The sequence below is a fragment of the Rubrivirga halophila genome (assembly GCF_046845755.1).
Lineage (GTDB): Bacteria > Bacteroidota > Rhodothermia > Rhodothermales > Rubricoccaceae > Rubrivirga.
Window position 1 is genome coordinate 3,111,725 of sequence record NZ_CP177357.1, and the last position, 13,258, is coordinate 3,124,982.

8 protein-coding genes are annotated in these 13,258 nt (G+C 70.1%); 4 read left to right on the top strand and 4 right to left on the bottom strand.

Features of this window, described 5'->3' with window-relative positions:
- Positions 1–101 precede the first annotated feature (101 nt).
- From ACLIRP_RS13595 to ACLIRP_RS13605, 3 genes are all read right to left on the bottom strand, one after another.
- The gene (locus tag ACLIRP_RS13595) at positions 102–1,133 is read right to left on the bottom strand and encodes a PorV/PorQ family protein (protein ID WP_412061005.1); all 1,032 of its coding nucleotides are present in this window, start codon (positions 1,131–1,133) and stop codon (positions 102–104) included.
- Between the two features lie 28 nt (positions 1,134–1,161).
- On the bottom strand, positions 1,162–4,608 hold the full coding sequence (locus tag ACLIRP_RS13600) for a T9SS type A sorting domain-containing protein (protein ID WP_412061006.1): 3,447 nt from the start codon (positions 4,606–4,608) through the stop codon (positions 1,162–1,164).
- 78 nt (positions 4,609–4,686) lie between these two features.
- Positions 4,687–8,118 (bottom strand): TonB-dependent receptor domain-containing protein, encoded by a 3,432-nt coding sequence (locus ACLIRP_RS13605; protein ID WP_412061007.1) that lies wholly within the window; start codon positions 8,116–8,118, stop codon positions 4,687–4,689.
- Between the two features lie 547 nt (positions 8,119–8,665).
- On the opposite strand from ACLIRP_RS13605, the gene ACLIRP_RS13610 reads away from it, so the two are divergent.
- From ACLIRP_RS13610 to ACLIRP_RS13620, 3 genes are all read left to right on the top strand, one after another.
- The gene (locus ACLIRP_RS13610) at positions 8,666–9,532 is read left to right on the top strand and encodes a sulfurtransferase (protein ID WP_412061008.1); all 867 of its coding nucleotides are present in this window, start codon (positions 8,666–8,668) and stop codon (positions 9,530–9,532) included.
- 71 nt (positions 9,533–9,603) lie between these two features.
- Complete coding sequence (locus ACLIRP_RS13615) at positions 9,604–10,026, top strand: SufE family protein (protein ID WP_412061009.1); 423 nt, start codon at positions 9,604–9,606, stop codon at positions 10,024–10,026.
- Positions 10,023–10,955 (top strand): glycerophosphodiester phosphodiesterase family protein, encoded by a 933-nt coding sequence (locus tag ACLIRP_RS13620; protein ID WP_412061010.1) that lies wholly within the window; start codon positions 10,023–10,025, stop codon positions 10,953–10,955. The genes ACLIRP_RS13615 and ACLIRP_RS13620 overlap by 4 nt, the downstream gene beginning before the upstream one ends.
- On the opposite strand, the gene ACLIRP_RS13625 is transcribed toward ACLIRP_RS13620, so the two are convergent.
- Positions 10,936–12,516 (bottom strand): DUF2357 domain-containing protein, encoded by a 1,581-nt coding sequence (locus tag ACLIRP_RS13625; RefSeq protein ID WP_412061011.1) that lies wholly within the window; start codon positions 12,514–12,516, stop codon positions 10,936–10,938. The two genes, ACLIRP_RS13620 and ACLIRP_RS13625, sit on opposite strands and share 20 nt — an antisense overlap.
- 32 nt (positions 12,517–12,548) lie before the next feature.
- Here ACLIRP_RS13625 and ACLIRP_RS13630 point away from each other — a divergent pair, with 32 nt between their 5' ends.
- Positions 12,549–13,184 (top strand): N-acetyltransferase, encoded by a 636-nt coding sequence (locus ACLIRP_RS13630; protein WP_412061012.1) that lies wholly within the window; start codon positions 12,549–12,551, stop codon positions 13,182–13,184.
- Positions 13,185–13,258 lie beyond the last annotated feature (74 nt).

Below are 13,258 nucleotides of genomic sequence, written 5' to 3' on the forward strand. Positions count from 1 at the left end.
ATCGGGGGCACCACCGGGCCTCCCGGACACAGCGCGGCCCCCGAGCCGGCTCCTTGCGGAGGGCTCGGGGGCCGCAGCGGTCGCGTCGGAGCGCCGCCGGTTTAGAACCGGAGCGCGGCGGTCACGAGGTTGACGTTGCCGAGGTCGCCCATGGAGCGGAAGGCGTAGTCGACGCCGATGCCAGAGCTGGCGAGCGGCACGTTGACGCCGCCACCGATGCTCCAGAACTCGGCCGCGTTCACGTCCTGGTCCGGCGTCAGGTTGACACCGCCCCGGGCGTAGACGAGGTCGCCGTAGCCGAGCTCGAGGCCGCCGGCGAATTCCGGCTGGTCGTACGCGTTCGACCGGAAGTTGCCGAGCGCCGTCACCGACACGTCGCCAGCGAACTGGCGGGTGTAGGTGGCGCCGAAGTTGAGCAGCGAGGGCAGCTCGTAGCTGTCCGTGCCGATCTCGATCGGGAAGCTGCCGTTGCCGCCCGCCCCGTCGACCGGGTTGGACTGGCCGATGCCGTTGCCGGAGTAGCTCATCTTGGTGCCGAAGTTGCGGAGGCTAACCCCGAACTGCAGACCCGACTCGCCGACCGTGTAGGTCATGCCGGCGTCGAAGGCGACGGCCGAGCCATTGACGTCGTCGATGGTCTCGCCGACGGCCTTGGCCGTGATCCCGGCCGAGATCCGGTCGGTGAACTGGCGAGCGTACGTCGCGCCGACCACGTAGGTCGCCGCGTCGTACGTGACCGAGGTCGGGTCCGGAGACGCGGCCGAGGTCATCGGGATCTCGCCGAGATCCCAGGAGGTCACGAACAGGGCAATGTTCGAGGTCCCGAAGCTCTGGGCCACACCGAACGTGTTGACGCCGACGTCGGCGACAAAGTTGATGTAGCTGAACATGGCTTCGGTCCCGTCGTTGGCCATCAGGGCGGCCGGGTTCGACTGGAGGGACTCGAGGCCCGAGAGCGAGCTGAGACCGGCCGTGAGGCCGTTGGCGAGCGAGGTCGTGCGTGCCGTGGTGGGCACGAGCAGGAACTGCGCGCTCGCCGTCCCCGCCCGTTCGTCACCCGGGACGTCGCGCCCCTGGGCCATCGCAGGCGCCGAAGCGACAAGCGCGGCCAGAAGGATGAGGGTGCGGTACATGATTTCTAGGGTGTAGGTGGGGGGTGGCTTAGAGGACGTCGAGCTGAGAGCGACGCTGGATGACGCCGAACTTCAGGATCCGCTCGCCGATGGTCGACCCGTCCGAACGGCGGCCCTCGATGTGGATGAGGTACATGCCACTCGCGACCGGGAGGCCGGCCTCCGTGCGGAGGTTCCAGTCGACCGTCGCCCGGCCCGCGTTGTTCTTCTCGATCGTCCGGATCAGCGTCCCACTCAGGGTGAAGATGCGGATCGTGGCCTGCGCCGGGATGTTGACGAATCGAGCGATCGACACGTTGCCGGCGGTCTCGTAGCCGGAGTACCCGCGGTACGGGTTCGGCGTGATGGCCATCAGGTCGAGTGCGGCCTCCTGGTCCTCTGCGCTAGCGGTCTCCGTGTTGATCGCGCCGATCTCCGAGGTGTCCAGGGTGAACACGTCACCCGGCTGGTTCGGCTTGGTGGTCGTGATCCGGAAGATCGTCCCGGCCTCGGGGTACGGCGCCGCGTAGGGCGGGGCGCTCCCGAGGTTCCAGCCGGCGAACACCGTGCGAGCCAGCGACTCGTGGCCGTGGTTCGCCGGATCCGTGGCGGCATTCGCCTCCCACGCGAGGTAGCCGGACTCGCCCGGCGTCTTGTCGTTGGGCTCGTACCAGTAGACCCAATCCGTGATCGGATCGTCGTCGCTGCTCGAGACCGGCGAGTCGGACGCCGAGAGGTTGTACGTGCCGTCGCCGTCGATGTCGAGGATGGCCGGCACCATGCGGAAGTCGTCCGACGTGTCGTCGGGCGTCCCGATGCCGGTGTTCCAGATCTCGAACGGGATCGTGATCAGCGAGCCGTCGCCGAAGCGCTGGTAGGCCGTGCTGGTGCCCGTAAAGCGAGCCTCGAAGTCGAAGGGGAAGACGAACGGGATGGTCCCGCTGCGGCCGAAGACGACGCGCTGGAGGAAATCCTCGTAGGGTCCCGTGTAGCCACCCGAGTTGCCGGTCGTGAAGAGCCAGCGCGTGCCGTTGGTCTGCTGCACGCCCGTGGTCGGGTTGGCATCGCCGGGGGTCGGGAACCCCTGGAAGGCGGCCGCGCCGGACTCCGGCGGCGAGACCGGGCCCGCGGCGTTGGCGATCACCTCGAACGAGGTGAACCCGTTCTCGGGGCCCTGGACGTCGAAGATCAGGCCGTCCGCACGGAACGCGTCCGTGGTCTGCGGGGGCAGCGTCCCAAAGTCGGCGAAGTAGGCCGCGCCGTCGAAGAGCACCGCGCCAGTCGTCTGGTTGACGATCCGGTAGTTGGTCCCGACGACCTCCTCGGTGTCGTCGGACGGGTCGTCCGGCGTGCCGTGGTCGTCGATGGCGGTCTGCTCAAAGAACTCGACCGCGTACGTGTCGCCGGTGACGGCGCCCGGGTTCGCGACGCGAGCGCCCACGATGCCCTGGCCCACGTTGGTCGCCCCCGTGAGGGAGGCGAGCGCGGTCCCCGTGGTGGCGACCGGCGTGACCGGGCCGACCTTGGAGGGCCGCACTTCGACGGTGGTCATCGGTGCGTTGAACACGCGGGTCCCGATGGACGCCTCGTTGTACGCGTACGCCTGGACGCCGAAGAAGTAGCTCGTGCCGTTCCGCAGCGCCTGCTGACTGAACGCGTCGGTGGTGACGCGGAGCGTCGTCGGGGTCAGCGTGGTGCCTCCGTTGTCGGAGCCGTTGGCCACGACCGCCGTCAGCTGCGCGCCCGTCGCCGGATCGATGATGGCGTCGGTAATCGTGGTGATCCCGTTGTCGAGGTCGAAGGCCCCGATGAGGACGCCTTCGGTGTCGGAGGCGTTGCGGAACTGGTAGATCCGGAAGCCCTCGAACGTGTACGTCCGGTCCGTCGCATCGACGGGGACGAACGGGTTCTCGACGTCGTAGTTGAAGATGTCGCCGAGGTCACCGGTCGAGCTGCCCCACTCCAGGATGATCTCCTGGTCGAGGCCAGTCGCCGCGAGCGCCACCGCCGGGGGGGGCTGCGGGAGGGCGAACTGCGCGTCGAACGCGTTCTGGAGCGTGGCGTCGGCCACTTTCAGCTTGTTGACGGACGCGATCTGCGGGGAGCTCGTCGCGCCGGTGGCCTGGGCCCACACGATGCCGAACACGACCTCCTGCATTTCGCCGGGGTTGAACGTGAACGGACCCGAGGAGACGCCGAAGCGGCGGTCGGCCGGGGTGTTCACGGCGCCGTTGCCGTCGGAGTTGTACTCGCTCCAGAACTCCGGCGGGTTGCCGGGGAAGGCGAAGTCGACGGGCGGGCCGTTCGTGTTATAGCCGTCGCCGCCCTCCTTGAGGGGCGTCCCGTCCTTCCAGAAGCCCTGCATGAAGCTGTAGGCCTCGTTGGCGTTGCCGGGGTCGGACGTGACGGTGCCGCCGTTGGTGAAGTAGAAGAACTTCTCGATGGCGAGGCGCTCGTCGTCCTCGTCCGTCTCGCCGTCCTCGTCGTTGTCGATGCCATCGGCGTTGACGAGCGGGCCCTGGAAGAAGTCGTAGCCGAGGGCCGGCGGGATGCCGTAGCCACCGCCGCCGTCATCGTCGTTGTCGCCGTTGTAGACGAAGCCGAGGCCGAGCTCGATGTCGGAGCCGACGAAGTCGTCGTTGAAGTTGCCGAGGTCCGGGTCGGAGAAGATGCCGAGGTAGGTGTCGGTCATCGGCTGCGAGCCGCGGTAGAAGTACTGGTAGCGGTAGAACGTGGCGTCGTTCAGCGCGTCGGCCGTGCTGAAGGCGAAGGCCTGGGCACGGACTTCGAGGCCGATCGGCGCGGTGCCGCCCCAGTCGTGCGAGTTGCCCGCGTCGTTCATGACCCACCAGATGCCCTGGTCGCCGATGATGTCGGGGCGCTCGCCCGCGGCGAGGTCGAGCTGACGGGAACCGTAGCCGGCGTCGTCGATGTCGAGCTCCTGACGGGGCTCGAGCTCGTTGCCGTCGGCGTCGACCGAGTTCGGGTCGCGCCGGCCGTTGCCGTTCTCGTCGACGTAGAACGGCGCGCCGTAGGCGATCGGCCACGTCTGGAGGTTCGTGGTGGCCACGCCCGTGTTGTTGTAGGCGAGGATGTCATCCGCGTTGACCTTCCAGAACCGGTCGAACTGCTGGCAGGTCGCCGAGGTGACCTGGCCGTTCGCGTCGAGCGGGCCGGGCCAGTACTCCCAGGCCCCGTAGGTGGAGCCGGCAAAGCGGAGCTGGCCGTCGACCTGGCCGCCGACCCAGATGCCGGAGGCGAAGATGGAGACGAGGCCACTGCCCGCAGGCACCTCGTACTGAGCGCCGGCGCCTCGCCAGAAGAGGCCGCCGATGTTGTAAAGAGTAGCGCGGACGTTGTTGACGTCGAGGTCGACCTCCGCGCTCCCGGTGTCACAGTCCGCCTGGGCCTGGGCCGGGGCCGTCGCGCTGAACAGCGCGAAGAGTCCGACCAGCAGCACCGTAAGACGGCTGTTGGTGGGGTAGAGTGCGTTCATGAATAGGGGGTGTTACAGGGCAGGAGGTCCCTGCGCGCCGGACGGGGCCGGCGCGCAGGGAGAGTTCCTAGAGCCCGTTTAGAAGTCGAGGGTGACGCCGAGACGGATCCGGCGCGGGAGGCCATAGAACTGGCCGCCGCTGACACCGAAGCCGTCGAGCACGACCGGGGAGGCCACGTACTGGGAGTACAGGAACCGGAACGCGTCGCGCTCGAGCTCGGTCGGGAGCGCCCGGACGGCGTCCGGGTTGGTGGCCAGGAAGCCGTCGTCGTCCGACAGGCCCGTGTCGCGGTAGACCGAGTACACCTGGTCCTGGTTGAGCAGGTTCTGAACCCAGACGTAGCCACGGAAGGCGGCCGGCCCGAGGTTGAAGTTCCGGTCGACCTTGAGGTCGAGACGGCTCGTGAACGGGAGGTACACCGAGTTGACCTGCCCGACCGCGCCACCGTTGGTGGACTGGCCGATGGGGCTCTCGAGGGCCTTGTTGTCCAGCTCCGTGTACGGGCTGCCGCTCTGGAGCACGCCGAGCAGGTTGAAGCCGAAGCCGGCGAGCGGGTAGACCCCACCGACCATCGGGCCCTCTCCACTACCGAGGCGGTAGTCGAGCGAGACGTTCAGGTTGTGGCGGCGGTCGAACGCCAGCGGCGCGAGCGTCTCCGGGAAGACCCCGGTCTGGCTGCGCCAGGCGATGATGCGCGCCGTGCGCGAGTCGGACCCGGTCCCCTCGGCGAACGAGAGCGTGTAGTTCGCGTTCAGCGCCAGGTTGCGCGTCCGGCGCAGGTCGAAGGCCAGCTCCAGGCCCTTCGTCGTCGAGAAGTCGAGGTTGGTGTACCCCGTGTACCCGTTCGGGAAGGCCGCGTCGAGGTTCCGGAGCGTGATCTTGTTGCGCTGCGTCCGGTAGAAGCCGGAGAGCGTCAGCGCGGCCTGCTGACCCACGCGCTGGCGGAAGCCGAGCTCGTACTGGGTCGTCGTCTCGGGCCGGAGGTTCGGGTTCGAGATCGTCCCCGTGGCCTGGTCGTAGTCCTGAATCGTCGCGAAGGCGTTCTCGCTCGGCCGCTGGCTCGTCACGTTGAAGGACGCGAAGAAGAGCGCACGGTCGGTGATCGGGAACGTCACGCCGATGCGGGGCATGATCGTCAGGGCCGGGTCGTAGTCCCGGAACGCGCCCTCCGTGAGGCCGCTCGACTTGGCGAGCGGCGCGCCGGCACGGCGGATCACATCCGAAGTGGTGACCTCCCCGTTGGCGTTGTAGAACTGGCCCTCCGAGTCGCGGTAGCCGATGACGGCCCCGTCGCGCTGGTAGAAGGCGAAGTCGCCGGCGATGTTGCCCGGGATGCTCGACGGCGCCTCCACGAGGACGTTGCCCTGCGCGTCGGTGATGTTGCCGCTGAGGTCCTCGACGCGGAACAGGTCGACGAGCGCGTAGGGGTCCTTGAGGACGAGCGTGTTGTTGTCGAACACGTCGACGCGGACGCCGAGGTCGAGCACGATGTCGCGGTACTCGACGCGGTCGCGGACGAAGCCACCGTAGTAGATCGGCCGGTAGGGCGCGATGTTGCGGTTGGTGCCGGCCGCGAAGGCGTCGACATCCTGGTCGTCGACCTCGTTGAGGCCCAGGTAGTCGTAGCCGTAGTAGCTCGTCCCCGTCTCGAAGCCGAAGGAGTACGGGAGCTGGTCGTACGACGTGACGCCGGAGTCGTTCGTGCCGTCGCCGTCCGAGTCGACACAGTTGGTCTCGATGCTGCCGTCGTCGAAGCAGCGGGCGAAGGTCCGGGACCCATTGCCGATCGACCAGTTCCGGACCGTCCGCGTCTCGTACTCACCACCGAAGGAGAGCTCGTGGACGCCGACCTGCGTCTGGGCGTTGCCGAAGACGCGGAACTGCTCCTGGTTGAACTGCTGGTAGCCGGTGCTCGCCGTGCCCGGGCCCGCGAACGTGAACCCGAGCGAGGGCGGGATGCCGAGGTTGCCGTCGCTGAACTGCCGGGTGTAGTTGCCCTGGTCGGCGCTCGACGTGCTCAGGCCGACGTAGCGAGCGGCCACGGCGTTGGCCGGGTCGTCGATGTCGCCGTAGCGGAGGACGTCGCGGATGTCGGAGCCGAACGCGTCGGGGTAGTTCACGAAGTCGCGGCGCGAGAACTCCGCCTGGAGCTGGTAGAACGCCGTGTTCGAGAGCACCTGACGCAGCGAGGCGTACCCACGGTAGACCTCGTCCTCCGTGGTCGTGAACGTCTCGCGGTTGAACAGCGAACGGCTGTAGCTGAAGCCGCGGCTCTCGTTGTTCACGTAGCCGCCGCCCAAGCGGAGGTTGACGCCGGTCACCGGGCGGAGCTCGATGTTGCCGGTCGCCGAGAGGTTGCTCGACGGATCGTCCTTGCCGGTCCGCGTCGTGAACTGGTCGGCGCTGCTAAAGAGGCTGGCCGCCGGGCGGACGCCGCCGAGGTACTCGCCGGGGTGGTCGCCGTTGAGGCCCAGCAGAGCACCGAGCTCGTCCGGAGTGAGCGAGCCCTCGGCGAAGCTGAGGTCGCTCGGGAACGGGACGTAGACGAAGTTGTCGTCCTCAAAGAGCGGGGTGGTGGTCAGCCCCCCGAGATCGACCGGGGTCCCGTTCTGGTCGACCGCGTTGCGGTCGATGCGGATGACCTGCGGCGACTGCTGGATCGCGTTGTAGATGTCGTCGTTGAGCTGGAGCGTCTCGCGGGCCCACGGGCTGGCGTCCTCCTGGTAGGTGCCCTGGACGGAAGCGAAGAAGCTCACGCGGTCGCGCACGAGCGGGCCGCCGATCGAGAGCGACCCGAGGTTGTAGCCGAACGAGTCGAGCCCGTAGGACGTGATCGCCTCGGCGGCGCCGAAGAAGCTGTTGCCCCCGGACCGCGTCGAGATCGAGATCACGCCGGCCGTCGCGTCGCCGTACTGCGGCGGGATCGTGCCGATGAGCATCTCCTGCTCGGCGATGGCCTGCTGCGGCACGCCGACCGACCCGACCACCTTGACACCGTCGACGTAGTAGTCGACCTCCTCCCCGCGACCGCCGCGGATGTTGAGCGTGCCCGAGCCGTCGTTCGAAACGACGCCGGCCTGGATGGCGGCGACGCTGGACACGCCGCGAACCGGGAGGTTCTGGATGTCGGCGCCGGTGACCACCTTCGGGACGCCGATGGCGTCGCGCTGGATGAGCGGCCGCTCGTACTCGACGACGACCTCGCCGATCGACGCGCCCGAGAGCGCGATGTCGACGTTGCGGGTCCGGCCCTGCGAGATCTCGACGCCGGTCAGCGTCTCCGTCTGGTACCCCGTGTAGGAATACTGGATGTCGTACTGACCGACGGGGATGCCGAGGATCGTGTAATTGCCGTCGATGTCAGTCGCGGCGCCGCGCTGGATGTCGGCGAGAAAGACGTTGGCACCGATGAGCGGGTCACCGGTTTCAGCGTCGGTCACCTGACCAGACAGCTTGCCTGTGTTCTGTGCCGCTGCGACGCCCGGGAGGGCGAAGAGCAGCAAGAGCACGGCGGTGCTCAGTGAACGAAACATTGCTACCTCCTGAAGGGTGGTGTGTGGGCCCGAGCGCCAGAGGCCCGGGGTGAAGGTGCGTCGAGAGCGACGCTTGTCGAGGGGTGCCGTAGCCCGAGGGGGCCGGGCGGTGTGTGGTGTCCGGAGCGGGCTCCGGAGCCCTGGTCTCGGGCTTGACGCCGCAGTGCGGCCCTGGCGACCTCTCGGTCGCGCGTCGCCCCCACGCGCCCACGCGCGCTTGGCTGGTCCTGAATAAGCGAGGACAGTGACAACCTGAGCGGGCGGGCCTTGGGTTAAGGGCGTGTTAAGCGACGGCTCGAATATAGCCGGGTCTGAAAAACAGAGTCAAGGCACCCGGGCGTCCCCCTACCCCGCGCCCCTCCCTCCGCCTGACGGCGCCGTCCGGATCGGGCCTAGGGCCGCGCACGCCGCGGCGAGCCACCCCATGGGGAGACCCGATGAAGAGCCCACGGCGCGCAATAGCCCGGACCGCCCCGCACTGGGGCGCGTACCCCCGCCTCCCCATCCGCCGCCCCGGCCCCCCATGCCCGATTTCGCCCACCCCGAGGTCCTCGTCTCTACCGACTGGGTCGCCAAGCACCTCGCGGACACCGACCGCGTCCGCGTCATCGAATCGAACGAGGACGTGCTGCTCTACGCGACGGGCCACCTCCACAACGCCGTCCACGTCGATTGGCAGACGGACCTCCAGGACCCCGACGTCCGCGACTACATCAGCCAGCGCCAGTTCGAGGCCCTGTGCTCCCGGCTCGGCGTCCGGCCCGACACGACGCTCGTCTTCTACGGCGACAAGTCGAACTGGTGGGCGACCTACGCCTTCTGGACCTTCACCATGTACGGCCACGCCGACTGCCGGGTGATGGACGGCGGCCGCGCCAAGTGGGAGGCCGAGGGGCGGGCGATGACGACGACCGTGCCCGCCTACGCGAGCACGGACTATGAGGGCGCCGACCCCGACCCCTCCGTCCGCGCCTTCCGCGACGACGTCCTCGCGCACCTCAAGAAGGGCGGGCCGATGGTCGACGTGCGGTCGCCCCAGGAGTTCATCGGCGAGATCTCGCACGCGCCCCACGACCCCGGCGCCGAGGCGGCCCTGCGCGCCGGCCACATCCCGGGCGCCTCGAACGTGCCCTGGAGCCGCGCCGCGAACTCCGACGGCACCTTCAAGAGCCGCGACGAGCTGGCGGCCATCTACCTCGAGGAGCAGGGCCTGGACCCGCGCGACGAGACGATCGCGTACTGCCGGATCGGCGAGCGGTCCAGCCACACGTGGTTCGTGCTCCGCTACCTCCTGGGGTTCGAGGACGTCCGCAACTACGACGGCTCGTGGACCGAGTGGGGCAACTTGGTCGGCGTGCCCATCGAGAAGGGCATGCCCGACGAGGACTAGCGCCGGTCGAGATCCGGCCCCTCGCCTCCCCGCTGGCGTCTGCCCTCAGCCTCTCTCCCTCTTCATCCCCGATGAACGCCCGCCTCCAAGAGATCGCCGACGAGCTGTCGGCCGTCCCGCGAGACCTGCAGGTGGAGCTGCTCCTCGAGCACGCCCGCCAGTTCCCGCCGCTCCCCCAGCGCTACCAGGCCGCCCGCGACGCCGGGCTCGGGCGCGTCCACGAGTGCCAGGCCGAGGTCTACTTTTTCCCCGAGGTCGAGGACGGCCGCGTCCAGCTCTGGGCCGACATCCCCGGCCACGCGCCGACCCAGCGCGCGCTCGTGGCCATCTTGATGGACGCCTACAACGGGGCCACCCCCGACGAGGTCGCCGCCATCCCCGACGACCTGCTCCGCCAGCTCGGCATCGCCCCGCTCCTGGGGCCGCAGCGCCAGCGCGGGTTCGCCGGCGTCCTCGCCCGCCTCAAGTACGGCGTCGCCGCCGCCTCCGAATGACCCGACTCGTCTTCCTGCTCGCGGTCGCCCTGGCGGCGTGCGGCGGCCCGCGCCCCCTCACCCTCGACGAGCGCCCCGCCGACCGCGTCGCCGTCCCCGTCTCGTCAGTCCACTACCGCGACTACGACTCGGCGGCCGACTTGGCAGCGGGCCTGCGCTGGCGCCCGGGCGCGCCGGTCTGGGTGAGCGCCCACCGCGGCGCGCCGGTCCACGGCCTGCCCGAAAACTCGGTCGAGACGTTCGAGTACGCGCTCAACCACGCGCCCGCGCTCATCGAGACCGACGTGCGGCGGACGGCCGACGGCGTCCTGGTCCTGATGCACGACGAGACGCTCGATCGGACGACGACGGGCACCGGCCGCGTCGACGCGACGACGTTCGCCCAGATCCGCACCTTGCGGCTCGTCGCCGACTCCGTCGTCACCTCGTTCCGCGTCCCCACGCTCGCCGAGGCGCTCGCGTGGGCCGACGGCCGGGCCGTGCTCCTGCTCGACGTCAAGCCCGACGTGCCGTACAACGAGCTCGTGGCCGCGATTCGCCAGCACGACGCGGCCGACCGGGTCGGCGTCATCACGTACTCGCTGGCGGACCACCAGCGCCTATTCGCGCTTGCGCCCGACGTGGTCGTCTCCGCGACCGCCGAGACGCCTGCGGATGTGGACGCCCTGCTGGCGGCGCCCATTGACCCCGGCCGCGTGATCGCGTGGACGGGCGTCGGCGTCCCCGACCCCGGCGTGGTCCTGCGGCTCCACGCGGCCGGCATCCGGGCACAAGCCGGCGCGTTCGGCGCCATCGACGCGGCGGCGTCCGCAACGGCCTCCCCGGCCCCGTACGCTCCGATTCTGGCGACCGGCGCGGACGTGCTCTCAACGGACGTCGTCCGAATGGCGGCGATCGCGGCGCGCGAGGCTACCCGACAAAGCCGGTAATCAGCCGGTCGAGCGCGTCGGTCGCGCCCGGCCGGAGCGGGACGGCGCCGACTCCGAGCGTGTCGAGGCTCGTCCACAGGCGCGAGCCGTAGAACGGGCCGTCCGGCGTGCCTGGGAAGAGCGCGGCGGCGAGCGCGACCTCGCCCGGAATGGCGTCGCGGTAGCGGTGGAGCGTGCCGAGCGCGTCCTCGGGCGGCCCGGAGGCGCCGTGGCGGCGGCGATACTCCGCCGAGTCGTCGCGGCGGTACTTCGCGTCGAGCACGACCCGGCGGACCTCGCCATCGCGGCGAACGGTGAGCAGCAGGTCGGGCCGCTGCGCCAGCAGCGCGGGCGGCGCCGGGAAGCGCGGCGTGTTGACGATCTCGACAGCCACGCCATCGCCTTTCAGCCGGACCGCGTGCGCCCGTCCCCGACGCAGCCGCACGTCGGCCCCACGGACGTCAATGCCAAACGGCCGGGCCGGTGGCCCGACACCGAGGGCTCCCGCGACCGACCGCACGACCGCCAGCGCGGCCCACGTTTCGTAGAGGACGGCGAGGTCCTGCATCGCCACGTCGAGCGCACCCTTGCGGAGCGCCAGCCCGTGGTCGAGACGCCGAAGCGCGTCGAAGGCGGCCGCGTACGCAGGGCGCCTTCGGAGCACCAGGGGCGGCACCGATGGCGCACGTGCTCCCGCCGGTGCTAGCACCGGGACCTTCGCCAGGGACTCCAGCTGCTGTGCCAGGGTGCCGACCTCGGCCCGGAGCACGCCCCGGCGCAGACTCGGCCGGCGCAGCGCCTCAGCCCGTTCGAGCGCTCGCAGTTCCCGCACGACGCCCGCGACCCGACCCGCCAGCCAGCGATGAGAGGGCGTGTCGACGGTGAACCGGGCGACGCCAGCGGGCAGCCCGTCCACATCGAGCCCGCACCGACGTACCGCCGCGCGCGTCTCGGCCGACGGCCTCAAAATCTGTCCAGGCCTCATATTTTCGACAGTCTCGATCAGATCAAGCGCCGGCCGCCGGTCGATGGCGCGCACCGCACGGGTCAGATCGGCCACCGACTGACGGAGGGCGGCCAGCCACACGGGCACGGAGGGAGCAGCGGGTCCGGCGTCGACTCCGCGCGTCGTCGGGCGGATCGCCGCGACAGACAGGCCGGCGGCGGCGGCTTCTACTTCGGCCCGCATCCGGGTGACCTCTGTCTCCTCCAATTTCGTCGGGAGCACGGACACCGAGAACGCGACCTCGACCCTGTTCCCGACCTGGATCTCGAACCGGGCCCGGCCGGCTTGCGAACCGAACCGGACGCGGCCGTGGAGCACGCGCCCGCCGTCCGCGGAGACCAGCCCGCCGGTGACGACCGGGTCCCGGTGCGCCAGCGACACGGGCGCACCCCGCAGGCTCTGGACGAGCACCGGGTACGCCGTCTCCTCCGCCAGCCACACGGCCGCCTCAGGCGCCACGACCAGCCGGTCGGCCCCGGCCTCCACGCGGAGCGGCTCCACGCCGGCGCGCGCTCCCCCTGGCCCGCTCCAGGTGAGGCGGACGTCGGGCGTCTCGAGGGTGAACAGCGTCTGCACACCGTATGCTACCGCCCCCACCGACGCCGCCCGTGCCCGACCCGCCCGTCCTCCGGATGACGCTGCGCGACGGCCGACCTGTGGCGCTCCGCCCGGTCGTCGCGGCCGACCGCCACCGGCTCGCGGACGGCTTCGACCGGCTCTCTCCGGACTCGCGGCGGCTTCGGTTTCTCGGGTCCGTGTCGTCGCTCAGCGAGGCGCAGCTCGCGTACCTCACCGATGTCGACGGGCACGACCACGTCGCCTGGGGCGCGCTCGACCTGACGGACCCGTCGTCGCCCGGCTTCGGCGTTGGCCGGTTCGTGCGCCTGGAGCCTGACGGCGACGTGGCCGAGTTTTCCCTTACCGTCCTCGATACGGCGCAGGGGCTCGGTGTGGGGCAGCTTCTGCTGGCGGTGCTCGCGGTCGTCGCGCCGGCCGTCGGGATCGGCACGCTGCGGGGCGTCGTGGGGCGCGAGAACGACCGGATGACGGCCTGGATGCTGCGGCTCGGAGCTACGGCGCGCGGAGACGGGCAAGACCTGGTGCTCGACCTCGCGCTCCCCGTGGACCCCGCCACCAGCGACTCCGCCGCCGACTTCGTGGGCACGGCGGATCAGATCCGAGCGGCGATGCGCGACGCGTTCGGCGACCTCAGCCAGGCGTACGCCCCGCCGGACGAGGCTTAGAGACGTCCGGGTAGCTCATCCCCCTCAAATGAGTCATCCCCTCGAAGGCGGGGATCCATACGGCGGTGCTCGAA

Bases quoted from the DNA above. Each gene is read 5' to 3' on its own strand.
- ACLIRP_RS13595 (WP_412061005.1), bottom strand. From the start codon at position 1,133: ATGTACCGCACCCTCATCCTTCTGGCCGCGCTTGTCGCTTCGGCGCCT.
- ACLIRP_RS13600 (WP_412061006.1), bottom strand. From the start codon at position 4,608: ATGAACGCACTCTACCCCACCAACAGCCGTCTTACGGTGCTGCTGGTC.
- ACLIRP_RS13610 (WP_412061008.1), top strand. From the start codon at position 8,666: ATGCCCGATTTCGCCCACCCCGAGGTCCTCGTCTCTACCGACTGGGTC.
- ACLIRP_RS13615 (WP_412061009.1), top strand. From the start codon at position 9,604: ATGAACGCCCGCCTCCAAGAGATCGCCGACGAGCTGTCGGCCGTCCCG.
- ACLIRP_RS13620 (WP_412061010.1), top strand. From the start codon at position 10,023: ATGACCCGACTCGTCTTCCTGCTCGCGGTCGCCCTGGCGGCGTGCGGC.